The organism is Acidovorax sp. GW823-FHT05D11 (assembly GCF_058795695.1).
In genome coordinates, this window is the sequence record NZ_CM179502.1 from 4,005,545 (window position 1) to 4,032,366 (window position 26,822).

25 protein-coding genes are annotated in these 26,822 nt (G+C 68.0%); 12 read left to right on the forward strand and 13 right to left on the reverse strand.

Annotation, left to right across the window (positions count from 1 at the left end; genetic code table 11):
• The first annotated feature begins 139 nt into the window (after positions 1-139).
• From yaaA to queF, 3 genes are read left to right on the forward strand one after another with little or no spacing between them, the layout of a single operon-like run.
• Positions 140-925 (forward strand): peroxide stress protein YaaA, encoded by a 786-nt coding sequence (gene yaaA / locus AC3RCE_RS18475; RefSeq protein ID WP_492253638.1) that lies wholly within the window; start codon positions 140-142, stop codon positions 923-925.
• Positions 926-960: 35 nt separating this feature from the next.
• The gene (locus AC3RCE_RS18480) at positions 961-1,872 is read left to right on the forward strand and encodes a 2OG-Fe(II) oxygenase (protein ID WP_218295614.1); all 912 of its coding nucleotides are present in this window, start codon (positions 961-963) and stop codon (positions 1,870-1,872) included.
• Positions 1,873-1,929: 57 nt separating this feature from the next.
• Entirely contained in the window at positions 1,930-2,775 is an 846-nt protein-coding gene (gene queF / locus AC3RCE_RS18485) for an NADPH-dependent 7-cyano-7-deazaguanine reductase QueF (RefSeq protein ID WP_218295615.1), read from the forward strand.
• Positions 2,776-2,792: 17 nt separating this feature from the next.
• Here queF and AC3RCE_RS18490 read toward each other — a convergent pair whose 3' ends face one another.
• The 8 genes from AC3RCE_RS18490 to amaB form a co-directional block, all read right to left on the reverse strand.
• Positions 2,793-3,059 (reverse strand): hypothetical protein, encoded by a 267-nt coding sequence (locus AC3RCE_RS18490; RefSeq protein WP_218295616.1) that lies wholly within the window; start codon positions 3,057-3,059, stop codon positions 2,793-2,795.
• Between the two features lie 90 nt (positions 3,060-3,149).
• Positions 3,150-4,709 (reverse strand): methyl-accepting chemotaxis protein, encoded by a 1,560-nt coding sequence (locus tag AC3RCE_RS18495; protein WP_492253639.1) that lies wholly within the window; start codon positions 4,707-4,709, stop codon positions 3,150-3,152.
• A 152-nt stretch (positions 4,710-4,861) separates the two neighbouring features.
• Positions 4,862-6,151 carry a Y-family DNA polymerase gene (locus tag AC3RCE_RS18500; RefSeq protein ID WP_218340089.1) on the reverse strand — a complete coding sequence of 430 codons (1,290 nt, stop codon included), beginning with the start codon at positions 6,149-6,151 and terminating at the stop codon, positions 4,862-4,864.
• A 76-nt stretch (positions 6,152-6,227) separates the two neighbouring features.
• Positions 6,228-7,928 (reverse strand): thiamine pyrophosphate-binding protein, encoded by a 1,701-nt coding sequence (locus tag AC3RCE_RS18505; protein ID WP_492253640.1) that lies wholly within the window; start codon positions 7,926-7,928, stop codon positions 6,228-6,230.
• A 48-nt stretch (positions 7,929-7,976) separates the two neighbouring features.
• Positions 7,977-9,203, reverse strand: a complete 1,227-nt coding sequence (locus tag AC3RCE_RS18510) for a pyridoxal phosphate-dependent aminotransferase (RefSeq protein WP_492253641.1) — start codon at positions 9,201-9,203, stop codon at positions 7,977-7,979.
• Positions 9,200-10,111: an amino acid ABC transporter substrate-binding protein gene (locus AC3RCE_RS18515; RefSeq protein ID WP_492244152.1), complete on the reverse strand. Its 912-nt coding sequence runs from the start codon at positions 10,109-10,111 to the stop codon at positions 9,200-9,202. Before AC3RCE_RS18515 ends, AC3RCE_RS18510 begins: the two co-directional genes overlap by 4 nt.
• 97 nt (positions 10,112-10,208) lie before the next feature.
• A complete protein-coding gene (locus AC3RCE_RS18520; RefSeq protein WP_492253642.1) occupies positions 10,209-11,399 on the reverse strand; it encodes an NAD(P)/FAD-dependent oxidoreductase in 1,191 nt (396 codons plus the stop codon).
• 23 nt (positions 11,400-11,422) lie between these two features.
• Entirely contained in the window at positions 11,423-12,958 is a 1,536-nt protein-coding gene (gene amaB, locus AC3RCE_RS18525) for an L-piperidine-6-carboxylate dehydrogenase (protein ID WP_492253643.1), read from the reverse strand.
• On the opposite strand from amaB, the gene AC3RCE_RS18530 reads away from it, so the two are divergent.
• Together AC3RCE_RS18530 and AC3RCE_RS18535 are read left to right on the forward strand one after the other, a co-directional pair.
• Positions 12,957-13,094, forward strand: a complete 138-nt coding sequence (locus tag AC3RCE_RS18530) for a hypothetical protein (protein ID WP_218340085.1) — start codon at positions 12,957-12,959, stop codon at positions 13,092-13,094. The genes amaB and AC3RCE_RS18530 overlap by 2 nt on opposite strands.
• Before the next feature lie 103 nt (positions 13,095-13,197).
• Entirely contained in the window at positions 13,198-14,109 is a 912-nt protein-coding gene (locus AC3RCE_RS18535; protein WP_492244256.1) for a LysR family transcriptional regulator, read from the forward strand.
• A 246-nt stretch (positions 14,110-14,355) separates the two neighbouring features.
• Here AC3RCE_RS18535 and AC3RCE_RS18540 read toward each other — a convergent pair whose 3' ends face one another.
• Positions 14,356-15,363 carry a LysR family transcriptional regulator gene (locus AC3RCE_RS18540; protein WP_492253644.1) on the reverse strand — a complete coding sequence of 336 codons (1,008 nt, stop codon included), beginning with the start codon at positions 15,361-15,363 and terminating at the stop codon, positions 14,356-14,358.
• 121 nt (positions 15,364-15,484) lie between these two features.
• On the opposite strand from AC3RCE_RS18540, the gene AC3RCE_RS18545 reads away from it, so the two are divergent.
• Genes AC3RCE_RS18545 through AC3RCE_RS18560 form a run of 4 tightly spaced genes read left to right on the forward strand, consistent with a single transcriptional unit; the run spans position 15,485 to position 19,828 of the window.
• Positions 15,485-16,336: an aldo/keto reductase gene (locus tag AC3RCE_RS18545; protein ID WP_492253645.1), complete on the forward strand. Its 852-nt coding sequence runs from the start codon at positions 15,485-15,487 to the stop codon at positions 16,334-16,336.
• 9 nt (positions 16,337-16,345) lie between these two features.
• Positions 16,346-17,578 carry a (R)-mandelonitrile lyase gene (locus tag AC3RCE_RS18550; protein WP_218340083.1) on the forward strand — a complete coding sequence of 411 codons (1,233 nt, stop codon included), beginning with the start codon at positions 16,346-16,348 and terminating at the stop codon, positions 17,576-17,578.
• 2 nt (positions 17,579-17,580) lie between these two features.
• Positions 17,581-18,669, forward strand: coding sequence for an alpha/beta hydrolase (locus tag AC3RCE_RS18555; RefSeq protein WP_492253646.1), 1,089 nt, complete (start codon positions 17,581-17,583; stop codon positions 18,667-18,669).
• Positions 18,670-18,724: 55 nt separating this feature from the next.
• Positions 18,725-19,828 (forward strand): alpha/beta hydrolase, encoded by a 1,104-nt coding sequence (locus tag AC3RCE_RS18560; RefSeq protein WP_492253647.1) that lies wholly within the window; start codon positions 18,725-18,727, stop codon positions 19,826-19,828.
• Positions 19,829-19,847: 19 nt separating this feature from the next.
• On the opposite strand, the gene AC3RCE_RS18565 is transcribed toward AC3RCE_RS18560, so the two are convergent.
• From AC3RCE_RS18565 to AC3RCE_RS18580, 4 genes are all read right to left on the reverse strand, one after another.
• The gene (locus AC3RCE_RS18565) at positions 19,848-21,350 is read right to left on the reverse strand and encodes a sensor domain-containing diguanylate cyclase (protein WP_218295629.1); all 1,503 of its coding nucleotides are present in this window, start codon (positions 21,348-21,350) and stop codon (positions 19,848-19,850) included.
• Positions 21,351-21,536: 186 nt separating this feature from the next.
• Positions 21,537-22,115 carry a GNAT family N-acetyltransferase gene (locus AC3RCE_RS18570; RefSeq protein WP_492253648.1) on the reverse strand — a complete coding sequence of 193 codons (579 nt, stop codon included), beginning with the start codon at positions 22,113-22,115 and terminating at the stop codon, positions 21,537-21,539.
• A 79-nt stretch (positions 22,116-22,194) separates the two neighbouring features.
• The gene (locus AC3RCE_RS18575) at positions 22,195-22,623 is read right to left on the reverse strand and encodes a TipAS antibiotic-recognition domain-containing protein (RefSeq protein ID WP_255594729.1); all 429 of its coding nucleotides are present in this window, start codon (positions 22,621-22,623) and stop codon (positions 22,195-22,197) included.
• Between the two features lie 154 nt (positions 22,624-22,777).
• Positions 22,778-23,650 (reverse strand): IclR family transcriptional regulator, encoded by an 873-nt coding sequence (locus AC3RCE_RS18580; protein WP_369643023.1) that lies wholly within the window; start codon positions 23,648-23,650, stop codon positions 22,778-22,780.
• Positions 23,651-23,944: 294 nt separating this feature from the next.
• On the opposite strand from AC3RCE_RS18580, the gene AC3RCE_RS18585 reads away from it, so the two are divergent.
• From AC3RCE_RS18585 to AC3RCE_RS18595, 3 genes are all read left to right on the forward strand, one after another.
• A complete protein-coding gene (locus AC3RCE_RS18585; RefSeq protein ID WP_492253649.1) occupies positions 23,945-25,039 on the forward strand; it encodes an ABC transporter ATP-binding protein in 1,095 nt (364 codons plus the stop codon).
• Entirely contained in the window at positions 25,036-25,932 is an 897-nt protein-coding gene (locus tag AC3RCE_RS18590; protein WP_492253650.1) for an ABC transporter permease, read from the forward strand. The genes AC3RCE_RS18585 and AC3RCE_RS18590 overlap by 4 nt, the downstream gene beginning before the upstream one ends.
• 95 nt (positions 25,933-26,027) lie before the next feature.
• Positions 26,028-26,822 (forward strand): ABC transporter permease, encoded by a 795-nt coding sequence (locus AC3RCE_RS18595; protein ID WP_369643025.1) that lies wholly within the window; start codon positions 26,028-26,030, stop codon positions 26,820-26,822.

The following is a 26,822-nucleotide window of genomic DNA, read 5'->3' on the forward strand; positions in this document are numbered from 1 at the left end:
TTGCTTTGGGGGCCCTGAACAACGCCTTGGCGCTGCGGCGGCCCTGCAGCAGGTACCATTTTGGCCGCTGCCGGCATTCCGGCCTCGCTCCGCCCAGCCTTCTCCCCTTCCGAGCCCCACGGACCACCCGGACTCCCACATGCTGTTCCTGCTGTCCCCTGCCAAATCCCTTGACTACGACACCCCCCTGCCCGAGGGGTTGCCCCATTCCACGCCCCAGTTCGTGCCACAGTCCACGGCCCTGATCGAGGTGCTGCGCACCCAGTCCCCCCAGGACATCGCCTCGCTCATGGACCTGAGCGACAAGCTGGCCGCGCTCAACGTGGCGCGCTACCAGGCCTGGCGCCCCCGCTTCACCGCCGCCAACTCGCGCCAGGCGCTGCTGGCCTTCAACGGCGACGTGTACGAAGGCCTGCAGGCGCGCGCGCTCACCGCCGACGACCTGGACTGGGCCCAGCGCCACGTGGCGATCCTGAGCGGCCTGTACGGCGTGCTGCGCCCGCTCGACCGCATGCAGCCCTACCGGCTGGAGATGGGCACGCGCCTGGCCACGGCCGCGGGCAGCAACCTGTACCAGTTCTGGGGCAGCCAGATCGCCGAGCACCTCAACACCCGGCTGCGCGCCGACACCACGCCCGTCGTGGTCAACCTGGCGTCGCAGGAGTACTTCAAGGCCGTGGACCGCAAGGCGCTCAAGGCACGCGTGGTCGAATGCGTGTTCGAGGACTGGAAAGGCGGCGGCTACAAGATCATCAGCTTCCACGCCAAGCACGCGCGCGGCCTCATGGCCCGCTATGCCGTCACGCACCGCCTTGCCACACCCCGCCAGCTGGAAGGGTTTGATCTGGACGGCTATGCCTTTGCCCCGGCATCATCCGGGCCCGAGCGCCTGGTATTCCGGCGCAAGGCAGCACCCGCCCCGTAACCCCGAAAGAAACCTGCTTACGTTGAAGGACCGCCATGACATCGCGTTCTGAACAGCACCCGGACAGCACCACGGCAACCCAACAGGACCGCGGTGCCGCGCGGCAGGCCATCACGCCCGAGCTGCGCCGCTGGATCATCGAGCAGGCCCAGGCAGGCTATGCCGCGCCCGTGGTGCTGCAGTCCATGCGCGATGCGGGCTGGGATGAGGACGTGGCCGCCGATGCGCTGGAGATCACGCTGCAGGACCACCTCAACGAACTGGCCGTGCAGCAGGGCCAGCCACCCGCCGTGGCGGTGCCCGAGCCGCGGCTGGACGAATCCCCCGCGCAGCTTGAGGCCGGCGACCGCAGCGTGAACGTGCTGCTGGCGATCGCCCAGCCGCGCATCGTGGTGTTCGGCAACCTGCTGTCGCCCGAAGAATGCGATGCGCTGATCGCCGCCGCCGCGCCGCGCATGGCGCGCTCGCTCACCGTGGCCACCAAGACGGGGGGCGAGGAAGTCAACGACGACCGCACGAGCGACGGCATGTTCTTCCAGCGCGGCGAAAGCCCACTGCTGCAGCGCATCGAGGAGCGCATCGCCCGCCTGCTGAACTGGCCCATCGAGAACGGCGAGGGCCTGCAGGTGCTGCACTACCGCCCCGGCGCCGAATACAAGCCGCACTACGACTACTTCGACCCCGCCGAGCCGGGCACGCCCACCATCGTCAAGCGCGGCGGCCAGCGTGTGGGCACGCTCGTGATGTACCTGAACACGCCCGAGAAAGGCGGCGGCACCACCTTCCCCGATGTGCATGTGGAAGTGGCGCCGCAGCGCGGCAATGCCGTGTTCTTCAGCTACGAGCGCCCGCACCCGTCCACGCGCACCCTGCATGGCGGCGCCCCGGTGATCGCCGGCGAAAAATGGATCGCCACCAAGTGGCTGCGCGAGCGGGAATTCAAATAAAAACAGGCCCTGGCGCTTATCCACATTGCGCTACCAGCTATCAATTTAATAGTATCCATGAACACCCCGGAACAATCCCAACTCGGCAAGGCATCGGCCTACATCGACCAGTACGACGCCTCTCTGCTGTTCCCCATCCCCCGCGCGGGCAAGCGGGCCGAGATCGGTGTCACCGGCGCCGCGCCGTTCTTCGGCGCCGACCTGTGGACGGCGTTCGAGCTGTCGTGGCTCAACCAGCGCGGCAAGCCGCAAGTGGCGCTGGCGCACATCACCGTGCCGTGCGAGACCCCCAACATCGTGGAGAGCAAGTCGTTCAAGCTCTACCTCAACAGCTTCAACAACACCCGATTCACGGATGCGGCCGAGGTGCAGGCCCGCATCCGTGCCGACATCAGCGAGGCCGTGTGGCGCGGCGCGGAGCACCCGGCCACCGTGGGCGTGCGGCTCCTCAGCCCCGAACTGTTCGACCAGGAGCCCGTGCACGAACTCGACGGCCTGAGCCTCGATCGGCTGGACGTGGAATGCACGCAGTACCAGCCCGCGCCCGAGCTGCTGACGGCCGTGTTTGGCGAGGCCCCCGTGTCCGAAGTGCTCACCAGCAACCTGCTCAAGAGCAACTGCCTGGTGACGGGCCAGCCCGACTGGGGCAGCGTGCAGATCAGCTACAGCGGCCCGCAGATCAACCAGGAAGGCCTTCTGCAGTACCTGGTGAGCTTTCGCAACCACAACGAATTCCACGAGCAGTGCGTGGAGCGCATCTTCATGGACGTGTGGACCCGCTGCAAACCCATCAAGCTCACCGTGTATGCGCGCTACACGCGCCGGGGCGGCCTGGACATCAACCCGCTGCGCACCAGCCACCCGCAGGGCCTGCCGCGCAACGTGCGCACCGCCCGCCAGTAAGGCCCTCCAAAGATCCGCTAACCGCGCGCGTCAATCCAGTCGCACCGCAGGGTGTGGCGCGCATGCGCGCGGGTGCGCCAGGTCACATACAGGCTGGGCAGAAAGATGGCGACCAGGCACACCGGCGCGGTCCAGGGCTCGCCAAAGGCGCAGATGGGAAACCAGCCCACCCACCCCAGCATCCAGATCGTCAGCACCAGGTCCCAGAGGTGGTACTCCAGCGGGTGCTCGGCCTTGTGCGCGACATGCCACTGCTTGATGCGTTGCAGCTCGTTCAGGGTCATGGGAACCTCCCGGAAAACGGGAAATTCACTGTAAGTTAGCAGTAAGAATTCGTCAAGAAATACCGCGCGCCCCGCCACGGCGCAGGGCCGCTAGCCCAGGCGAAACACATCCACGGACCGGCCCAGCGACAGGGCGCTTTCCTTGAGGCCCTGGGCCGATGCCGCCGACTGCTCCACCAGCGCCGCGTTCTGCTGCGTCACGGTGTCGAGCTGCGTGACAGCCTCGTTGACCTGGGCGATGCCCTGGGACTGCTCCTTGGTCGCGCTGCTGATCTGCTGCACCAGCGTGCTCACCCGCCCGACGGCGTTGACCACGCCCTGGATGGTGGTGCCGGCATGGTCCATCTGCTGCGCGCCGTTGGCGATCTGGTTCACCGTCGCGCCGATCAGGCCGCTGATCTCCTTGGCCGAGCTGGCGCTGCGCTGCGCCAGGGCCCGGACCTCCCCCGCCACCACGGCAAAGCCCCGGCCCTGCTCGCCCGCGCGGGCCGCCTCCACGGCGGCATTGAGCGCCAGCAGGTTGGTCTGGAAGGCGATGCCCTCGATCACGCCCACGATCTCGCTGATGCGCGTGGACGACTGCTTCATCTCCTGCATGGCAGCGCCCACCTCCTGCACGGCCTGGCCGCCGCGCGTGGCGATGTCGCTGCTTTGCGCGCTCTCGTGCGACACCTTGGCGGCGGTGTCGGCCGTCTGCTGCACGGTGCTGGCCAGCTGCTCCATCGACGCGGCGGTTTCCTCCAGGCTGCTCGCCTGCGATTCGGTGCGTGCCGACAGGTCCAGGCTGCCGCGCGAAATCTCGGCGGCCGACTGGGTGAAGCTGCGCACTTCGGTGCGCACATCGCCCACCACCGCGCGCAGGTTGACCTGCGTCTGCCGCAGCCGCTGCATGAGCGCGCCCAATGGCGGTGGATAGTCCACGTGGACCGAGGTGGCCAGATTGCATGCCGAGATGTCGGAGGCGAACCTGGTCGCATCGTGCACGCCCCGCAGCACGGTGGCCTGGTAGCGCCACAGCGCCCACCCGCTCCCCACCAGCAGCAGCACCAGGCGCGTCACCCAGGCCACGGGGCCCTGCAGCCCCAGCATGTCGGGCACCAGCGCCAGCAGCAGCAACACCCCAAGCACCAGCGCCATGCGGGGCAGCAACGCCATTTGCGCCATGCGCTGCCGCCAGCCACGCACACCGCGGTAGCGCAGGTTGCCGGCGTCCAGGTAGAAACTGCGCGCGCCCGAGGCCGCATCGCGGCGCATCTGCGCATACAGGGCCTCGGCGGCATCGGACTCCGCCGCGCTGGGCTTGGTGCGCACCGACATGTAGGCGCGGGGCTTGCCCCCCTCCATGATGGGCGTGACATTGGCCCGCACCCAGTAGTGGTCGCCATTCTTGCGGCGGTTTTTCACCAGCCCCGTCCAGGGCTCCCCCCGGCCGACGGTGCGCCACAAGTCCTTGTAGGCCTCGGCGGGCATGTCGGGGTGGCGGATGATGTTGTGGGGCTGGCCGACAAGCTCGTCGTGGCTGTACCCGCTCACGCGCACGAAGGCGGGGTTGCAGTGCGTGATCTCGCCCTTGGTGTTGGTGCTGGACACCAGCAGCTCATCGCCGGGGTAGTCGAAATTCTGCTGGGTCACCGGCAGGTTGATGCGCATGGAAAGCTCCTGATGGGCCCGCATCGTCGGCAGGCGGCGCGGTCCGCTACCGCTTGATACCGATCAAGTCTACCTGCCGATCACACCGTCTGGCACCAAAAGAATTGCGGTGGTGCCGCGAGAAACGGGCGGCCCCGGGCGCAGCCTCGGGCCTAGAAAAGCTGACCGGTTTCCATGGTGGCCTGCGCGTCGGGCCGCCGCCCCCGGCCGCCGGCCGGCACCGGTGTGCGTGGCTCCAGCACCGGCTCTTCCCCGCGCCGCGCCAGCGTGCTGGCCCGCACCCCCAGCAGGCGCAGGCGCTTGTCCAGCGGCACGCGCTTGAGGCACTGCCCGGCCAGCTGGCGGATGGTGGCGCCGTCCGCCGTGTAGATGCCCGCGGTGTGGTCGCGCGTGGCGATCTTGAAGTCGTCGTAGCGCAGCTTGATGCCGATGGTGCGCGCCACATAGCCCTTGCGCTGCAGGTCTTCGGCCAGGCGCAGGCACAGGTCGGTGAAGATCGCGCCCAGCTCCGCCTTGTCGCGCACGGCGTGCAGGTCGCGGTCGAAGGTGGTCTCGCGGCTCATGCTCACGGGTTCGCTTTCGGTCACCACGGGGCTGTCGTCCCGCCCCCAGGACACCCGGTGCATCCACGCCCCCGTCGATTTGCCGAAGTGCCCCATCAGCCACTGTTCATCCTGCGCCGCCAGCTGGCCGATGGTCTCGATGCCCAGGCGCGCCAGCTTCTCACCCGCCTTGGGGCCGATGCCGTTGATCTTGCGCACGTTGAGCGGCCAGATCTTCGCCTGCAGATCCGACTCATAGACGATGGAGATGCCATTGGGCTTGTTGAACTCGCTGGCCATCTTGGCCAGCAGCCGGTTGGGGGCCACGCCGATGGAGCAGGTCAGCCCCGTCACGTCGAAGATCCTCTTCTGGATGAGCCGTGCCAGCACCCTGCCTCCTTCGCGCTGACCCCCGGGCACGTCGGTGAAGTCGATGTAGACCTCGTCCACGCCCCGGTCCTGCATCACCGGAGCGATGTCGGTGATGGTGCTCTTGAACAGGCGCGAAAAGCGGCGCACTTCGTCGAAATCCACGGGCAGCACGATGGCATGGGGGCACAGCCTGGCGGCCTTCATCATGCCCATGGCCGAGCCCACGCCGAACTGCCGCGCCGCGTAGGTGGCGGTGGTGATGACGCCCCGGCCCACATAGTCCTTGAGCAGGGGAAAGTCGGCCACCGGGATGAAATGCGGCTCGCGCAGGCCCTGGCCATCGGGGCTCTGGTGCAGCAGCTCGTCCACCTTGCGCCGCCCGCCGCCGATGACCACGGCCAGGCCCTTGAGCTGGGGGTAGCGCAGCAGCTCGACGGATGCGAAGAAGGCATCCATGTCGAGGTGCGCGATGCGACGCAGGCGCGGTGCGGAGGGCTCGTCGGGCGGTGCGGAGGTCACGGCCTCCATTGTGCGCAAAAGCGCAGACACCCTGCTGTCAGCCGCCCGGCCGACCACAGGGTTTGGGCTGCGGTATTGATTGTGTCTATTGCTTCTTGGCGAGCGCCGCGTTGCGCAGGCCCTGCAGCGTTCCCGTGGGAGTGATCGCCTCGGGGTCGATCAGGCAGTGCAGCACGCTGGGCAGGCCGCTGGCGCGCGCGCGGGCCAGCGCGGGGGCGAAGTCTTCGGTGCGCTCCACGCGCTCGCCGTGGCCGCCGAAGGCCTGGGCGTAGGCCTTGAAGTCGGGGTTCTTGAGCTGCGTGGCGCTCACACGGCCCGGGTACTCGCGCTCCTGGTGCATGCGGATGGTGCCGTACATGGCGTTGTCCAGCAGCACCACGATGATCGGCAGGCCGTACTGCACGGCGGTCGCGAACTCCTGGCCGTGCATCAGGAAGTCGCCGTCACCCGCGAAGATCACCACCTCGCGCTGCGGCCACAGGCGCTTGCCGCCCACGCCGGCCGGCAGTCCGTAGCCCATCGACCCGCTGGTGGGCGCGAGCTGGCTCGCATAGGTGGTGAAGGGCCAGAAGCGGTGCACCCACGTCGCGAAGTTGCCCGCGCCGTTGCAGAAGATGGTGTCGGCGGGCAGCACGTCCTTGAGGTGCTGCATCACCTGGCCCATCTGCAGATCACCGGGGATGCGGATGGGCGCGGTATCGCTCCAGACCAGGTAGTCGGCATGGGCGGCTTCGGTGTGGGCCTTCCACGGCACCGGCGCCGTGGGGCGCACCGCGTTCAAGGCCGCGGCGAAGGCCTGCGGCGTGGCGTGGATGGCCTGCGTGGGGCGGTAGAGCTTGCCCAGTTCATCGGCATCGGCATGCACATGCACCAGGGGCTGTGCGGGCGTGGGGATGCCGAACAGCTCGTAGCCCTGCGACGGCACTTCGGACAGGCGCCCGCCCACCACCAGCACCAGGTCGGACGCGCGGATGCGCGCCAGCAGCTTGGGGTTCACGCCGAGGCCCAGGTCGCCGCCGTAGCAGGCGTGGGTGGCGGCAAACAGCATCTGCCGGCGGAACGAGCAGTACACCGGAATGGACCACGCCTCGGCAAACGCCGTGAACTCGCGCACCGCCTGCTCGGACCAGCGGCTTCCGCCCAGGATGGCCACGGGGCTCTGGGCGGCCTGCAGGCGCTGGGCCAGCTCGGCCATCTGCGCGGCGCCGGGGTGGGTCTCGGTGACCTGGTAGGGCTGCGCGTCGGCCACGGTGGCGGCCTCCGTCAGCATGTCTTCGGGCAGCGCCACCACCACCGGGCCGGGGCGGCCCGAGGTGGCAACGTGGAAGGCGCGCGAGATGAGTTCAGGCACGCGCGCCGGGTCGTCGATCTGCACCACCCACTTGGCCATGGTGCCGAAGACCGCGCTGTAGTCGAGCTCCTGGAACGCCTCGCGCCCCATGGCGCCGCGCGCCACCTGGCCCACGAACAGGATCATCGGGGTCGAGTCCTGGTGCGCGATGTGCACACCGGCCGACGCATTGGTCGCGCCCGGCCCGCGCGTCACGAAGCAGATGCCCGGCTGACCCGTGAGCTTGCCCTGCGCCTCGGCCATCATGGCCGCGCCGCCTTCCTGGCGGCACACCGTCACGCCGATGTCCGCATCGTGCAGGGCATCGAGCACGGCCAGGTAGCTCTCGCCCGGCACGCAGAACAGCTGCTTGACGCCATGGGTGATGAGCTGCTGCACCAGGATCTGGCCGCCGGTGCGGCTTGGGGCGGGGCTGGAGGTGGAAGGCGTGGTCATGTCAAAAGGTCCGGAACGGGAAAATATCAAACGAGGAAAACAGGTGGGTCAGCGCAGCGCCTCGCACGCACGGCGGATACGTGTGCAGGCCTCCTGCAGGTCGGCCATGCTGGCAGCGTACGAGATACGGAAATACGGCGCCAGCCCCAGCACGCTGCCCGGCACCACGGCCACGTGGAACTCGCGCAACAGGTAGTCGCAAAAATCGGCATCCGTGCGCAGCAGCGCGCCGCCCGGCGTGGTGCGGCCCAGCACGCCTTCGCAGCTGGCAAACGTGTAGAACGCACCCTCGGGCACGCGGCAGCGCAGGCCCGGCGATGCGTTGAGCGAAGCCACCACGAGGTCGCGCCGCGCCTGGAACTCGCGGCAGCGCTCGGCCACCACGTCCTGCGGGCCGGTGAGCGCCGCCACCGCCGCCGCCTGGCTGATGGACGACGCGCACGACGTCGCCTGGCTCTGCACCACCGCCATGGCCGCGATCAGTGCACGCGGGCCCGCGCCGTAGCCGATGCGCCAGCCCGTCATGGCGTACGACTTGGACACGCCGTTCACCGTGAGCGTGCGCTCGCGCAGCGCGGGCAGCACGACCACCGGCGTGGCGAACGCATGGCCGTCGTACAGGATGTGTTCGTAGATGTCGTCCGCCAGCACCCACACCCGCGGGTGGCGCAGCACCACCTCCAGAAGGGGCCGCAGTTGCTCGGCGCTGTAGGCCGTGCCGCTGGGGTTGGACGGCGAGTTGATGAACACCCAGCGCGTGCGCGGCGTGATGGCGGCATCGAGCTCCTGCGCCGTGATGCGAAAGCCGTTGTCTTCGCTGCACGGCACCACCACGGGCACACCGCCCGCGATCAGCACCATGTCGGCGTACGAGGTCCAGTACGGCGCGGGCAGGATCACCTCGTCGCCCGGGTTCAGGCTGGCCATCAGCGCGTTGTAGATGACCTGCTTGGCACCGGCGCCCACCGTGATCTCATTGATGGCGAACGCGAGGCCGTTGTCGCGGCGGAACTTGAGCTGGATGGCGGCCTTGAGTTCCGGCGTGCCGTCCAGCACCGTGTAGTGCGTGTCGCCCCGCGCCATGGCGCGCTGCGCGGCCTCCTGGATGTGCACGGGCGTGTCGAAGTCGGGCTCGCCCAGGCCCAGCACGATCACGGGCTGACCCTGGCGCTTCAATTCATTGGCGGCCTGGGTGATGCGCACGATGTCCGACACACCGATGGCGCTGATGCGGTCGGCCGCGCGAAAGGCTGTGGCGGGGATGGCGGCGTTCATTGCTGGTAGGACTCCAGGGGCTTGTCGTTGGGTGCGGAGAACAGCTGGCGCAGCGTGGTGCCCAGCGGCAAATTCAGGCTCATGTTCTTGGGCGGAATGGGGTTCACGAACCACTTGGTGTAGATCTTTTCCATCTCGCCGCTCTGCATCAGCCGGGTGAGCACGCCGTCCACCGCGGCCTTGAAGGTGGGGTCGTCCTTGCGGAACAGCAGCGCGATCGGCTCGGCGCCCAGCGGCTCGCCCACGATGCGGTAGGCCGACGGGTCCTTGGAGTTGGAGATCAGGCCCGCCAGCAGGTTGTCGTCCAGCACGAACGCATCAGCGCGGCCGGATTCGAGCAGCATGAAGCTCTCGTGGTGGTCCTTGCCCAGCACCGTCTTGACGGGTGCGCCCAGCGTGCGCTCCTGCTTGCGCAGCAGCTGCACGGCCGTGGTGCCGGTGGAGGCCGCAATCGTGCGGTTGCCCAGCTGGCTGATGGACTTCAGGTCCGAATCCTTGCGCACCGCCATGCGCACCTCGCTCACATAGGTGGTCACGGCAAAAGCCACCTGCTGCTGGCGCGCCAGGTTGTTGGTGGTGGGGCCGCAGCCGATGTCCAGCGTGCCGTTCTGCACCAGCGGCATCGTGTTCTGCGCCGTCACGGCCATGTACTCGAGCTTCGCGTCGGGCACGATTTCCTTGAGCACGCGCTCGCACAGCTCCACGTGGTAGCCCACGTATTTTTCATTCGCGCCCAGCGCGTAGGCCATGGGCGGCGAGGTCTCGCGCACGCCCAGCACCGCCTTGCCCGATGCCTTGATCTTCTCCAGCGTGGGCATGGCGGTTTGCGCCTGCGCGGGCACGAAGGCCGTGTAGGCCAGTGCGAGCCCTGCAGCGAGCGCGGTGAATGTTTTGCGTGAAATTGCCATGGTCGTTGTCTCCGGTTGTGTTGTGGTTGGCAGGTGGGAAAGCGTCGAAAAAGAGGAAGGGCCGGATGGGCGGAGCCCCGTTGCGGGGCTCCTGGGTTCAGATGACGTTCTTCTCCAGCAGCGGCTGGTTGCGCGCGATGCGTTCGATGGACAGCGGCGCCAGGTCCAGGCTCTGGTAGCGGCCCGTCAGCATCAGCTCGGCCAGGCCGCGCCCCACGGCAGGGCACTGCTGCAGGCCATGGCCCGAGAAGCCGTTGGCGAACACCAGGTTGTCGCACGCGGGGTGCAGGCCCACGATGGCGTTGTGGTCGAAAGTGTTCATCTCGTAGTAGCCCGCCCAGGCGCCCTGCATGCGCAGTGCCTCGAAGCCCGGAATGCGCTCGGCCAGGGCAGGCCACACGTGGTCTTCAAAAGCGTGGTGCTCCGGCTCCAACGGCGCAAAGTCGGCATCGTCGCCAGCCTGCGGTGCAAAGCCGCAGATGAAGCCCGAGCCCTCGGGCCGCAGCCAGATGCCGCTGGTGTCGATGAGCAGCGGGCAGCCCGGCAGCGCCGCGGGGCTGGCCAGGTGGAACACCGTGCGGCGCTTGCCCACCACGGGCAGGCCGATGCCCGCCCAGCCCGCGATGGCCGCGGCCCAGGGGCCACCCGCGTTCACCGCAAAGCGGCACGGCAGCTCGCCACCGCTTTTCAGGCGGACGGCACGCACATGCCGCACGCCATCGCTAGCCACCACGTCCAGGCCCACGGCCTCATCGGCCACGTAGCGCACGCCCTGGCTCTGCGCCTTCTTGCGCAGCGCGCTCAGCAGCAGGTAGCCGTCGAACCATCCCTCGCCCGACAGCCCGAGCGACCCCAGCGCCACGTCCTGCAGCGCCAGCCACGGAAAACGCTCGGCCAGCTGCTGCGGGCCGAGCAGCGCCACATCGGCGCCGTGCCGCTTTTGCAGCGCATGGTTCTCGCGCAGCGTGGCCTCGCCCGCCTGGGTGGCCAGGTACAGATAGCCGCCCTCGTGCAGGCCCACATCCGGCGCGTCGCCGCTGCAGGCCAGCAGCGTGTTCACATTGCGCAGAAAGCCGATGCCATAGGCCGAGATCTGGACATTGATGTCGGTGGAGAACTGCTGGCGGATGGAGCTGGCCGACAGCGCGGACGATGCGCGCGCATAGGTCGGGTCCCGCTCGACCACCACCACCGCGCAGCCCGGCTGCTGCAGCGTGAGGAAGTACGCGATGGCGCTGCCGATGACGCCACCACCGATGACGACGATGGGTGGCGTTTCAGCCGGCATGAAAGCGCTTGCCACTGCGCTGCTCACACGTCGAAGGTCACGCCCTGCGCCAGCGGCAGTGCCGTGGAATAGTTGATGGTGTTCGTCGCCCTGCGCATGTAGGCTTTCCAGCTGTCGGAGCCCGCCTCGCGCCCGCCGCCGGTTTCCTTCTCGCCGCCAAACGCGCCGCCGATTTCCGCGCCGCTCGGGCCGATGTTCACGTTGGCAATGCCGCAGTCCGAGCCGGCTGCCGACATGAACAGCTCGGCCTCGCGCACATTGAGCGTGAAGATCGACGACGACAGGCCCGCGCCCACGGCGTTGTTCATCGCGATGGCCTCGTCCAGCGTGCTGTAGCGCACCACGTACAGGATGGGCGCGAAGGTTTCGTGCAGCGCGGGGCCGTCATGCCTTTGCAGCTCCACCAGGGCAGGGCGCACGTAGTACGCGTCCGCACCGCCCAAACCTTCCACGCGGCCGCCGCCGTGCACCGCGGCACCCAGCGCACGGCTTTGTTCCAGCGCCTTTTGCATTCCGTCAAAGGCCATGCGGTCGATCAGCGGGCCCACCAGCGTGCCGGCGGTGCGCGGGTCGCCCACCTGCACGTTGGCGTACACCTTGGCCAGCTGGGGGACCAACTGATCGTAGATGCTGTCGTGCACGAACAAGCGGCGCAGCGTGGTGCAGCGCTGGCCCGCCGTGCCCATGGCGGCGAACGCGATGCCGCGCAGCGCCAGGTCCAGGTCGGCCGTGGGGGCCACGATGGCGGCATTGTTGCCGCCCAGCTCCAGGATGCCGCGCGCAAAACGTGCCGCCAGGCGCGGGCCCACCGCGCGGCCCATGGCGGTGGAGCCCGTGGCTGACAGCACGGGCACGCGGGCGTCATCCACCAGCACCTCGCCAATGTCGCGCTGGCCCACGATCAACTCCAGCAGGCCTTCGGGCGCGTCGGCACCAAACCGCGCGATGGCACGCTGCGCGATGGCGTGCGTGGCCAGGGCCGTGAGCGGGGTCTTTTCGGACGGCTTCCACACCACCGAATCACCACACACCAGCGCCAGCGCCGCGTTCCACGACCACACGGCCACCGGGAAGTTGAAGGCCGAGATCACGCCGCACACGCCCAGCGGGTGCCAGGTTTCCATCATGCGGTGGCCGGGGCGCTCGGTGGCAATCGTCAGGCCATACAGCTGGCGCGACAGGCCCACCGCGAAGTCGCAGATGTCGATCATCTCCTGCACCTCGCCCAGGCCTTCGGACGGAATCTTGCCCGCCTCGATGGTGACGAGCAGGCCCAGGTCCGCCTTGGCGGCGCGCAGCTCTTCGCCCAGCAGGCGCACCAGCTCGCCCCGGCGCGGCGCAGGCACGTTGCGCCAGGCCTGGAAGGCCGCATGCGCACGGCCGATGGCGGCGGTCGCCTCGGCGGGGCCGTGCTGCGGCACCCGGGCCAGCACCTCGCCCGTGATGGGCGAGCGGGCGGCCAGCGTGCCACCGGTGTAGCCCGCGCGGGGCACGCCCAGGCGTTGCAGCAATTGATCGACTTCGGTCACGAGGGGGGTGGCGGCAGGGGTGGCGGACATGGCGGCTCGCAAGGATCAGAAGGGCAGGAAAAAGGGGCAGCGCAGGAGAAAACACGCAATGAAGGCGCCAATATCCGCCAATCCTGCCGCGCTGGATAGCAAAAAAATGGAACTACTTGATCACAAATTGGAATGAAGTGCCTGAAAATAGCAGGAGCCCGCACCGCACACCGCATCAGTGCCACGGACTTGAAAGGCCTTGCCTGGGCCACCACCGATCATTCCCCCCACGCATGACCATGCTGCGCCGCGCCTTCCTGCCTTCCACCGCCGACCTGCTGGCCTTTGAAACGGCTGCCCGCCACCAGAGCGTGTCGCGCGCGGCCGAGGAGCTGCACCTCACGCAAAGCGCCGTGTCACGCCAGATCCGCCAGCTGGAGGAGCAACTGGGCACCGCCCTCTTCCACCGCGTGCGCCAGCGCGTGGTGCTCACCGACGCGGGCCGCGTCTACGCCGCCGACGTGCTGGCCGTGCTCCAGCAGCTGTCGGCCAGCACTCAGAAGGCCATGGCGTTCGCGAGCACCGACGGCCTGCTCAACCTGGCCGTGCTGCCCACGCTGGGCACCCGCTGGCTCATACCACGCCTGGGCGGCTTCATGGCCCAGCACCCCGAGGCCATGGTCAATTTTTCGGCCCGCACCGAGCCCTTTGATTTCGCGGGAACACCGTTCGACGCGGCCATCCACTTCGGTGCGCCGCACTGGGCGGGTGCCGTGTGCGAATACCTGATGCACGAAGAGACGGTGCCCGTGTGCAGCCCCGCCTACCGCGACCGCCACCACATCCGCACGCCACAGGATCTGACCCGCGTGGTGCTGCTGCAGCAAAGCACGCGCCCCACCCAGTGGGCCGAGTGGTTCGAGCTGGTGGGCGCCCCCACGGCCCTGGCCCTGCGCGGCCCCCAGTCCGAACACTTCGCCATGATCGCCCAGGCCGCCGTCTCGCACCTGGGCGCGGCGCTGCTGCCGCGTTTCCTGATCGAGCAGGAGCTGGCGGCGGGCAGCCTGGTGGAGCTGTCGGGCACGGTACTGACCAGCACCGATGCGTACTACCTCGTGTACCCGGAGGCGCGCGCGCAGACGCCGCTGGTGAAGGCGTTCAGGGACTGGGTGGTGGGGGAATGCGCAGGCCAGCGGCAAGCCCAAGGCTGAGGACCGGCGCGACGCCCCTGCACCACCGGGTCCATGGAATTTTTGAATAAAAATGCCTCCAGCCGTTTTGGCTAAAGCGCTGGCAGCTATGAAAAGTGAAGTGGCAGCACCGGGTATCCGGCGCCCGGGCCGCGCACCGGCAGGCCGTCATTCAGCGCCCGTCCACCAGCGGAAGTCCGCCAAGGCCCGGCGCGGGCGGCTCGATCGGCCCTGCACAAAACCCCTAGCGGAAGGCAGGCAGCGGCTTCAGGCGGGCCGCACTGCCCGGCTGCTGGCGGTTCCCGGCGGCCTGCGCGCGGTGCGGCCGGCCCGGCGATCCGCCCCCGCCAGTTCCTTGTCGTTCAATACGTACTGCGGGTTGTTGGTGAGGCGTTCCACGGCCAGGTCGATGAACGCCCGGGCGCGCACAGGCTGCGACGTCCTGCTGCCGAAGTACACAAAGTAGCTGGCGAAATCGGGCATGTGGTCGCGCAGGACGGGGACCAGTTGCCCCGAACGGATATAGGGCGCCGCGGTCACGCCCGCCAGCTGCCCCAGGACCTTGCCCGCCAGCACGGCCTGCAGCTCGAAGACTTCGTCATTGCTGCAGATGGCGGGCACGACCGGCTGGTCCACGGTCTGCTCCCCCAGCTTCACATGCCAGGGGGCGACCTTGCCCGTGCCGGGGTGGCGGAAAGCACTGCAGCGGTGGGCAGCCAGGGCCGCCAGCGAGTCCGGCACGCCAAAGCGCTGCAAATACGCCGGTGCTCCGCAAATGACCATCTGCAACGGGAACAGCTTGCGGGCGATGACCCCTTCATGCGGCGAGGCGCCCAGGCGAAAGCCAACGTCCACCCGGTCCTCGACCCAGTTGCCCACCCGGTCGTCCAGGAGCACGTCGGGCTGGATGCCGGGGTGCCGTTCACAGAACTCCTCCACCAGGCGCCAGAGGATGGGCTGAAAAGCCGTGCGAGGGCCGGCTATGCGCAAGGGCCCGGCGAATTCGTCCCTGGCCGTCCGCGCGTTTTGCAGGGCGCGCTGCACGCCCAGCAACGCGGGCTGCACGTCCTCCAGCAGGCGCTGCCCTGCATCGGTCAGCGACATCACCCGCGTCGTGCGATGGAACAGCCTCGCGTCCAGGTGTTCCTCCAGTTGCGCCAGCGCCTTGCTCGCCGCCTGCGGGCTGATGTCGAGCGCGTGTGCCGCCTTGCGCAGGCTGCCCAGCTCCGCGGCCTTGATGAAGGTGGATACGGAGCGGAGTTCGTTGATGGCCATGGCTGCTTCCTCCTGCCGGCATTGTCTCCATTTGGATGCGAATCCAGCAACCTATTTACCACTATCCGGATGTGAGTCCAGTTCCTAGACTTCGCCCCATAGTCCCCTGAGGAAACCCACCTTGCAACACCTCACCTTGAACAATGGCGTCCAGATGCCCGTCCTGGGCTTCGGTGTCTTCCAGATTCCCGATGCGCAGGAATGCGAACGCTGCGTGATCGACGCCATCCAGGTCGGCTACCGCTTGATCGACACCGCGGCGTCCTACCTGAACGAGGAAGCGGTCGGCAAGGGCCTGAAGGCCAGCGGCGTGGCGCGGGCCCAGCTTTTCGTGACGACCAAGCTCTGGGTTCAGGACGCCGGCTACGAGCGCACACAGCGGGCCATCGACACATCGCTGCGCCGCCTGCAGGTGGACTATCTGGACCTCTACCTCATCCACCAGCCATTCGGCGACGTGCATGGCGCCTGGCGCGCAATGGAGGAAGCCTGCCGCGCGGGCAAGCTGCGTGCCATCGGCGTCAGCAATTTCCACCCCGACCGACTGATGGACATCCAGGCGTTCAACCAGATCGCACCGGCCGTCAACCAGGTGGAGGTGAACCCGTTCCTGCAGCAGATCGAGAGCGCCGCCTTCATGCGGGAAATCGGCGTGCAGGCCCAGGCCTGGGCACCGTTTGCGGAAGGGCGCAACAACCTGTTCGAGAACGAGGTGCTCACCGACATCGGCAGGCGCCACGGCAAATCCGTGGGCCAGGTCGTGCTGCGCTGGCTGGCCCAGCGCGGCATCGCCACCCTGGCCAAGTCGGTGCGCAGGGAACGCATGGCGGAGAACATCGCCATCCTCGACTTCGAGCTCGATGCCGCGGACATGGCGCGCATTGCCACGCTCGACACCCGCACCAGCAGTTTCTTCTCCCACCGCGATCCCGCCATCGTCCAGTGGATGGCCGGGCGCAAGCTCGACCTCTGAGCCATGCGCATGAAGACACTGCTTTGCCTCGCCCTGTGCGGCGCAGCCACCGTGGCGAGCGCGCAGCGGCCCGGACCGGAAAGCGCCGCGCCCGCCGTTGCCGTCCGCACGGCCGCGCCGTCGCCCGCCGCGACCGGGGCGCCGGAGACCTTCACGGGCACCGTCGAGATCAGCACGCCGTTTCAGGCGCTGCCGCCGGGAAAGGCCGGCGGCGCAACGGTGCGTTTCGAGGCCCGGGCGCGCACGGCCTGGCACACCCATCCCCTGGGACAGACGCTCGTGGTCACGGCCGGCCTGGGCCTGGTGCAGCAGGCGGGGCAACCGGCCCAGTGGATCCGCCCCGGCGACGTGGTCGGCATCCCCGCCAACGTGCGCCACTGGCACGGCGCGGGCCCCGGCGGCCCCATGGCCCATGTCGCCATCGCCGAAAAGGAAGATGGCACCTCGGTGGCCTGGAAAGACAAGGTCAGCGATCAGGACTACGAGGCCGCCCTGGCCAGCGCGGGCCTGGCCGCGGCGGCTCCCGCCGCGATGCCGGCTGGACACGCCGGCCAGCACATCGTGCCCCCGCGGGCAGCGGCGCATGCACAGCCCGCCAGCGAAGTCCTGTCGGCCAGGCAGCAGGCCATCCCCCTGATGGCGTCCTTTGCGGCGGCCAGCAACATGCCCCGGCTCAACACGGCCTTGAACCAGGGGCTGGATGCGGGCATGACGGTCAGCGAGGCCAAGGAAGTTCTGGTGCAGCTTTACGCCTATGCGGGGTTCCCCAAGAGCCTCAACGCGCTTGGCGAACTGATGAAGGTCGTGCAGGAACGCAGGCAGCGCGGCATCCAGGACGCACCGGGCCGCGAACCCGGCCGCCGCATCGCCACCGGCGATGAACTGGTGGCGGCCGGCAAGGCGAACCAGACCGCGATCTCCGGCGGGCCGGTGCAGGGCCCGCTGTTCGACTTCGCGCCCGTCATCAACCAGTTCCTGCAGGCCCACTTGTTCGGCGACATCTTCGAGCGCGACAACCTCGACTGGCAAAGCCGCGAACTGGCCACGGTCGGCGCGCTCGCCGCCATGCCGGGCGTGGAGGCCCAGTTGCGCTCGCACCTGCGGGCCAGCCTGCGCGTGGGCCTGAGTGCCACGCAGCTGCGGCAACTGGTGCAGGTGCTGGCAGAACAGGGCGATCCAGATGCCGCCCATCGCGCCCAGGACGCGCTCACGCAGGCGGTTGCCGCCGCATCGAAAGGTTGAACATGGACACCCACCGAATCCTGTGGGCCGCCGCCCTTGCCCTGCCGGCGCTCATCACCGGCTGCGCAACCCCTTCTCCCCAGGGCACCGGCAACGCCCCTGGTCCGCTGGTGATCCAGGCCCAGGGGAGCTTCGCCGTCGGCGGGACCGTGCAGAAAACCCCCGGAAACTACGACAACAACAAGCCGGGCGCTTCGGGCCAGAGTTTCCACGGCGACCACCTCTATGCCTTCTACCAGGTGCCGCAGAACCCGAAGGCATTGCCCATCGTGATGCTGCATGGCGCCTTCCAGTCCGCGCGCAGCTGGGAAACCACGGCGGACGGGCGCGAGGGCTTTCAGACCTTGTTCCTGCGCCGTGGCTTTCCGGTCTACGTGGTGGACCAGCCGCGCCGTGGCCGGGCCGGCAGCAGCACGGTCGCGGCAACGATCGAGCCGGCACCCAACGACCAGCTGTTCTTCGACCAGTTCCGGATGGGCAAGTGGCCGAACTACTTCGGCAATGTCCAGTTCGACCGCAAGCCGGAGACGCTGGAGCAGTTCTTCCGCTCGGTCACGCCCAACACCGGCCCCTACGACGCCGGCGTGGTAGCAGACGCCCTGTCGGCACTGTTCACCAAAATCGGCCCGGCGATCCTGTTCACGCATTCGCAAGCCGGCGGCCCGGGCTGGCTGGCGGCAATCAAGAACCCGAACGTCAAGGCGATCGTCGCTTTCGAGCCGGGCAGCGGCTTCATCTTTCCGCGGGGCGAGTTGCCCCCGGCCATGCCCAGTGCGGCCGGGACGCTGTCGCCCGAGGCGGTGCCGATGCCGGACTTCCTGAAGCTCACCCGGCTCCCGATCACCATCTACTACGGCGACAACTTCCCGGTCGAGCCCACCCCGGAGCGCGGCCAGGACAACTGGCGCGTGCGGCTGGCCATGGCCCGGCTGTGGGTCGACGCCGTCAACAGGCACGGCGGCGACGCCCGGCTGGTGCACCTTCCGGAGATTGGAGTGCGCGGCAACACGCACTTCCTGATGTCCGACTTGAACAACCTGCAGATCGCGCAGCTGGTGTCGCAGTTTCTGGCCCACAAGAAGCTGGACTGATGTACCCGGCCGCGCCATGCCGCGCAGGCAGACCACAAAAATGATTGGAGCTTGAATGAAACACGAAGCCGTCAATGAAAAGCGCCGCGAGTTCCTTGGGACCTCGGCCCTTGCCATCTCAGCCGCCGCCATCGGTGTTCCCGCCATGGCCACACCCACCTCCGCTGTCGCCGCTGGTGGCGGCAGCAAGAATCCCTTCACGCTGGTCTATGCCGGCGCGATCACGAAGAACGAGCCGGGCAAGGTCCACATCCGCCCGGTGAAGTACAAGCTCAACGGCCTGGACATCGTCGCCAACGTCTACACCCCGGCGAACCACGATCCCAAGAAGAAATACCCCGCGATCGTCGTGGCGCACCCGAACGGCGGCGTGAAGGAGCAGGTCGCCGGCCTGTATGCCCAGCACCTGGCGGAGCAGGGCTACATCACGATCGCGATGGACGCGGCGTATCAGGGCGGCAGCGGCGGCCAGCCACGCAGCACGGACAAGCCGCAATTTCGCACGGAGGACATTCACGGTGCGGCCGACTTCATCACCCGCTATCCAGGTGTCGATGCGGCGCGCCTGGGACTGCTCGGCATTTGTGGTGGCGGCGGCTATGCGCTGTCGGCAGCGAAGTCAGACAAGCGCTTCAAGACGCTGGCGACGCTCAGCATGTTCAACTCCGGACGGGTCCGCCGCAACGGGTTTTCCGACTCCCAGCTGGATACGATCCAGAAGCGCTTGAAGGACGCGTCGGATGCGCGCGCCCAGGAGAAGGCGGGAGGCAAGGTTCTCTATTCGGGCGATGCCGACATGACGGATGAGCAGATTGCGGCGTTGCCATTCGAGATGTACCGGCAGGGCTACGAATACTACTGGCGCACCCATGCGCATCCGGGCTCCACGTTCAAATACACCACGAGCAGCTTGATGGACCTGATGCGCTGGGATGCCACCGAGGAGATCGAACTGATCCAGCAACCGCTGCTGATGATCGCGGGCAGCAAGGCTGACAGCTTGTACATGACCGAAGATGCGTTCGCCAAGGCCACGGGCGCGAAGGACAAGGAACTGTTCAAGATCGAAGGCGCCACGCACATCGAGACCTACTGGGTGCCCCAGTATGTGGAAGCCGCGATGGGCCAGCTGATTCCGTTCTACGCCAGGACCTTGTGATCCGGAAAGAACCCTGTCTTCACGGCGCTTCCACCCGATTGCGCCCTGACGCCTTGGCCCGGTACAGCCCGCCATCCGCCGCCTCGATCAGTTGCCGCTCGCACCCCTGCGCGTAAGGCCCTGCCATCGTGGCGGCTCCCACGCTCACCGTGACGCAGCCCCACGAGCTGCCGCTGTGCGCGATGGCCAGCGCCTCGATCCGCTCCCGCACGACCTCCGCCACAATGCGCGCCCCCTGAAGATCCGTGCCGGGAAGAATGATCGCCAGTTCTTCCCCGCCGTAGCGCGCCACGAGGTCACCGGGGCGTTTGGCGTACTGCACCAGGCATTTCGACACCGCCTGCAGGCAGGCATCGCCCGCCACATGGCCGTAGGTGTCGTTGAAACCCTTGAAGTAGTCGATATCGATGAGCAGCAGGGACAGCGGCGTCCCCTGCCGGCTCGCGCGGCGGCACTCCATGTTCAGGGTTTCGTCGAAGCAGCGGCGATTGGCCAGGCCCGTGAGCTGGTCTTGCGCGGCCAGCGCCTCCAGCTTCTGGTTCACCCGCATCAGATCCTCGCGCGCAGCCACGAGGGAGGCCTCGGCGCGGGTCCGGCGGCGGATGTCGAGCAGCAGCCGCCAGCCGATGACCGCGATGCCCAGGAGCAAGGCACCGACGACGGCCGCAGTGAGCAGCGCCTGATGCCGCCAGCCGGACAGGGCTTCTTCCTTGCCCACCGCCACGGTGGTGACCACGGGATACCGGTCGCTCTTGCGAAAGGCGTACAGCCGCTGCGTTCCGTCGATGCCGGACTTGAACGAGGCCGTGCCGGACACGGCGCCGGAGTAGACGCGCTGGAAATTGGCCGATTTGGAGAAGTCGCGGCCCAGGTCCTGCTCGCGGTAGGGATAGCGAACGAGCATCTGCCCGCCCGTGGTCGACAGCCCGATGGCGCCTTGGTCGCCCACGTCGATCTTGCCGAACAGCTCCAGAAAGCTCTTGATGCCCAGGCTCACCACCACCACGCCGCCAAAGCGCCTGTCCTTGTCCTCGAAGCGCTGGCTGATGGTGATGACCCAGTCGCCGGTGGAGCGGCTCCGGATGGCCGGCCCGATGAAGGGCTCGCGCGACGCGCTGTCGCGGTGGTGGGCAAAGAAGGCCCTGTCCGTGCTGTTGGCCTGGGCCGGCAAGCGCCCGGCCGAAGACATGAGCCAGTCGCCGGTGGCGCCATAGATGACGATGCCATTGAGCTGGGTCAGCAAATGTTCCTGCTGGTCGATCAGCCGCTGCAGGCGCTGCATGTGCTGGGGGCCGGTGCCCTCTTCCTCCAGCCGCTCCACGATGCCCAGCAGCAGCATGGCGCTTTGCGTGATGACGCCTTCGGTGTAGGTGTTGAGGGTCTGCGCCAGGTTGAGGTTCTGGGTGTCGATTTCGGCCAGCGAGCGCTCCCGCGCCGACCACATCTGCCAGGCGGTGGCGGCAGCCACCGAGAGGTACACAACGGTCAGCAGCAGCACTGCCAGGCGAACATCACGCTTCATCGATTCATTTCCACCCACCAGCACACCCAGCAAACGTCAGGACAGATCGGCGGCCTGGCTGGCCTCTATCCCTCTGCGGACCATACTAAGTGATTGGTGGTGGCTTTGCTACTGGGATGAAACCCCACCTTTCAGAAACCCGCCGCGCGGGCGGTGGCGGGCGTGCGTGCCTGGGCTTGCGCGCCTTCAGGGGCGCCGCGCGGCCTCGCGCACCATCAGCCAGTACGTGCGGCCAGAGACCGGTTCCACGCACTCCACCGTGCGCGTGAACCCCAGGCGCCGGTAGAACGGCAGGCTGAGCGGGTTGAAGGTTTCCAGAAAGCAGATGGCGCGCGCCAGGTCTGCGCGGGCCAGCGTCAGCCGCAGCAGTCCCTGCGCCAGCCCCTGGCCCTGCGCAGCAGGGCGCACGCCCAGGATGGACAGGTACCACGCACCCCGCAGGTCGCCGGGCACCTGCTCCTCCATGGCGGCGGCGATGCGCACATAGTTGGCGAAACCTGCGGGCCCGAGCAGCCGGGAAAGCCCCTGGGTGCGGCGCTCGCCGTGCAGGGCCTGCGCGCTGGCCGTGGCCTCCTGGGTCAGCCAGAGGGCGGCGCCGTCGGCGCCCGACACATGCACCTCGCCCACGGCGCGGGCCTCGTCCAGGGCCAGCGCGAAGTAGTGGGCCAGCACACGGTGCCGCAGGGCGGGGTCGGCCGCGTGGTCGATGGTGACGGCCTGATAGAACGCATCGTCCCGCAGCGCTTCGGCCAGGGCGCCGCACACGGGAGCAAAGGGTTCCAGTGCGCCGCTCGCGGGTGGCTGCGCCGGCGTGGCATGGGGTTGCAGGGGCCTCCAGGGAGCGCTATTGCAGGTTCTGCAGCGCGTAGACGAACGCGGCGTCGCCCAGGAACTCCACCATGCGCGGGTGGTAGGCATTGTGAAACGCCTTCATGTCGGCATTGTCGGCATAGAACAGCACGGTGCCCACATAAGCGTCGCGCGACGGCACGTAAAAACGCGCGACGATGGAAAAATGCTTTTCCATCAGGGCCTGGATGGCCTCGGATTCAGGGGCGTGCGCATCGATCAGCGGTCCCAGCTCCTGGTAGAACGCAGCGAAGTCGGCATGCACCTGGGGCTTGTCCACGTGCGCCCAGTCGTTGGTGGCCGCCAGGGATTGCTCCTGCTCAGCCCGCTGCGCGGCGCGGCATTGGTCGAGGTATTCGGGGGTGGTCTGCTGCAGGCCCATGGTGTTCGTTTTTTTCTTGTCTTGAAGAGGCGGGTCGGTCAACACGGCGTGCATCGCCGGCCCGCAAACCGCCAGGGGGAGCGCGGACTATAGCGGGGCGGACTGCCACCACGCTGTCCAGCGCATTTTTCTGCGGGCCACGCGGATGGCGGCCGGGACTTGCCGAGCGCGGGCCGCGCGCCGCCAGGCCAGCACCTCAGCCCAGAGGGTCGGATGCGCTCGCCCGGTCCGCGCCGGGCACTACCCGCTGCGCTGGCGGCGAACCCGCCAGGCTTTGTGCAGGCCGGCGCAGGGTGGCGTCAAAGGGGTTGATCCGGGGCCCGATGGCAGCGGCCTCGCGCTTGAGCAGCTCCACCACCGTGGGCATGCGGTCGGCGTTCAGGCGGTCGGCGATGGTGCCCACGCTCAGCGCCGCCACGGCGCGGCCTTCGCGGTCGCAGATGGGCACGGCCACCCCGGCCATACCTTCGAGCAGGCCGGTGTTGCGGCCCGCGTAGCCCTGCTGGCGCACGCGCTCGATCTCGGTGCGCAAATACACCTCGTCGTACACGCCGTACTCGCGCACGCGCGACAGGTTGAAGCGGATGACCTCTTCGCGCTCGGCCTCGGGCAGGAAGGCCAGGATGGCCAGCGCGCCCTGCCCCACCCCCAGCGCCACGCGGCCACCGATGTCGCCGGTGAACGAACGGATCGGGAAGGGCCCCTCGCTGCGGTCCAGGCAGATGGCGTCGAAGCCGCTGCGCGCCAGCAAAAAGATGCTGTCACCCAGGCTGCCGCACAGCCGCAGCAGCGCCGGGCGACACAGGCTGCGCAGGTCGCCCGGGTTGCCGGCGCGCGCAGCCAGGGCGAAGAAGTCCATGCTCAGCCGGTAGAGCTTGCTGCGCTCGTCCTGCTCGACCATGCCTTCTGCCACCAGCGATTGCAGCAAACGGTGCGTGGTGCCCTGCGTGAGACCGATGGCACGCGCCAATTGGGTGACCCGGCCGCCCTCGGCCTGCACGGCCACCAGGGCGCGGATGAGGGCAAAGACCCGGGGTACGCCGCCCGTGCCTGCGGTTGCTGCTTCCATGCATCGCTCCTGCGGAATAGATGGGCTTCATTCTACCCATCACATTCCAACTATCGGAATAATTTAAAGAAAAATTCTGATTAATGGAATACCCGGTGCGATCTGGTTCGGTTGTTGCAATAGAGTGAACTGAAAACGCCAAGGCTCTCCATCCTGAACGGCCCCATGCACCACGGCGGTGCAGCAGTGGCAAGCCACCTTGTTCAGCAGAGGCAGCCCGGCACAAAGACATCCATGCGCGCGCCGCTCGGAGCACGCGCATGGCAGGAAACCGGAATCCGAAGAAAGGCCCCCATGTCCTTCCTGAAGCTCAGCGATGTGAGCAAGTTCTACGGCAGCACCTGCGCGGTGCAGTCCATGAACCTCACGGTGGAAAAAGGCGAATTCGTCTCCCTGCTCGGCCCCTCGGGCTGCGGCAAGACCACCACCTTGCAGATGGTGGCGGGCTTCGAGGCGGTGAGCAGCGGCCGCATCGAGCTGGACGGGCGCGACATCACCCACGCCAAGGCCAACACGCGCGGGCTGGGCATCGTGTTCCAGAGCTATGCGCTTTTTCCGCACATGACGGTGGCCGACAACGTGAGCTTTGGCCTGGAGATGCGCAAGGTGCCCAAGGCCGAGCGCAAGGACCGCGTGGCCCAGGCCCTGGGCCTCGTGCACCTGGAGGCGCACGCCACGCGCTACCCGCGCGAACTGTCGGGCGGCCAGCGCCAGCGCGTGGCCCTGGCGCGCGCACTCGTCATCGAACCGCCGGTGCTGCTGCTGGACGAGCCCCTGTCCAACCTGGATGCCAAGCTGCGCGAGGAGATGCAGTTCGAGCTGCGCCAGATCCAGCGCAAGGTGGGCACCACCACGGTGATGGTCACGCACGACCAGAGCGAGGCCATGTCCATCAGCGACCGCGTGGTGGTGATGGAGGCCGGCCGCGCCACGCAGATCGACAACCCGCACCGCGTGTACGAGCACCCGCGCACCCGCTTCATCTCCACCTTCGTCGGCAAGGCCAACCTGGTGCCCGGCAAGGTGACGTCGGCGACCGGCACGCACACCCATGTGGGCGCCGGGCCCATCGAGGTGCGGGTGGACGGCGCGCAGTTTCGTCCCGGCGCGGCCGTGCTGCTGAGCGTGCGGCCCGAAAAGCTGCAGCTGGTGCCCGCAGTGCAGGGCCGCATCGACGGCGAGGTGCGCGAACGCTTCTTTCTGGGCAGCCAGTGGCTGTACCGCGTGGGCACCCCCCTGGGCGACCTGATGGTGCTGGCGCCCAACGACGGCCGCAACGCGCTGGACGAAGGCGACCGCACCGGCCTGGACTGGCCCGACCACTGCATGCGCCTGCTGCCCGCCGATGAAGCCGCCATGGCAGCCGCCGAGGCCGAGGCCACGCCATGACAGCCACCCCATCGACCCTGTCCTCAGCACCCCACCCGCTGCTGGGCAGGAAGGCCATGCCCTGGTGGCTGTCCGGCCCGGCGCTGCTGCTGTTCACCGTGCTGCTGCTGGTGCCGTTGGCGCTCACGGCGGTGCTGTCTTTCAACGCGTTCGACCCGGCCACGGGGGTGAAGGCGGGCGAGTTCACGCTGGAGCACTACCGCCATGTGTTTGCCGATTCGTACTACCACGCGATCTTCTGGCGCACGTTCTGGATCGCCGGGCTGGTCACGCTGATCTGCGTGGCCATCGGCGCGCCCGAGGCCTATGTGCTCAGCCGCATGCGCAACCCGTGGCGCTCCATCCTGCTGCTGGTGGTGCTGGCGCCCTTGCTGGTGTCGGTGGTGGTGCGGGCCTTTGGCTGGAGCATGCTGCTCGGCCCCGAGGGGCTGGTGAACGCTGCCTTCGGCCTGGTGGGCATCGGCCCGGTGAAGATGCTCTACACCGAGATCGCCGTGGTGGTGGCGCTGGTGCACGTGATGCTGCCCTTCATGGTGATCCCCGTGTGGACATCACTGCAGAAGCTGGACCCGGGCGTGGAAAACGCCGCGCTGTCGCTGCAGGCCTCGCCCTTCACCACCTTGCGGCGCATCGTGCTGCCGCAGGTGCTGCCGGGCATCTTGTCAGGCAGCCTGATCGTGTTCGGCCTGGCCGCCAGCTCGTTCGCCATTCCCGGCCTGCTGGGCGGGCGGCGGCTGAAGATGGTGGCCACGGTGGTGTACGACGAGTACCTGCACGAGCTGAACTGGCCGCTGGGCGCCGCCATTGCGCTGACCTTGCTGGTGGCCAACCTGGTGGTGATGCTGAGCTACAACCGCCTGGTTGAAGGCCGGTACAAAAAATCTCTCGGGTAAGTATGACCACCCCCACGCTCCATCACTTCGTGTATTCGCTGCCCCCCAAGGGGGCGCAGGCCTCCCTTGGGACGGCCCGGCGGGAGTCCTGATCCATGCAAAAAAACGGCCCCATCGCCCTCGCGTTCAACGCGCTCGTCATCACCTTCATGCTGGCCCCGCTGCTGGTGGTGTGCATCGTCGCCTTCACGCCGCACAACACGCTCACGCTGCCCACCACCGAGTTCTCGCTGCGCTGGTTCAAGGCGGTGTTCGACCACCCGGACTTCATGCAGTCGTTCTGGAACAGCCTGTGGCTGGCCCTGGCGTCGGCCACGCTGGCGACAGTGCTGGCAGTGCCCGCGGGCATTGCGATCACGCGCTACGACTTTCCCGGGCGCGGCTTTCTCAATGGGCTGTTTTTGTCGCCATTGATCATTCCGCACCTGGTGCTGGGCGTGGCCCTGCTGCGTCTGTTCGCGCTGATCGGCGGCACGGGCAGCTTTGGCTGGCTGGTGGTGGCGCACGCGCTCATCGTCACGCCGTACACGCTGCGCCTGGTGGTGGCGGCGCTGGTGGGGTTCGACCGCAGCGCGGAGCATGCAGCCCTGTCGCTGGGCGCCAGCCAGGCCACGGTGTTCACGCGCATCACGCTGCCCATGATTTTGCCGGGCGTGACGGGCGGGTGGATGCTGGCCTTCATCAACAGCTTTGACGAAGTGACCATGTCGATCTTCGTCACCTCGCCCAGCACGGTGACGCTGCCGGTGCGCATGTACATGTACGCCACCGAATCCATCGACCCGCTGATGGCGGCCGTGTCGGCGCTGATGGTGGCCGTGACGGCGTGCGCCATGGTGCTGCTGGACCGTGTGTATGGACTGGACCGCGTCCTCGTGGGCCGGAAGTAG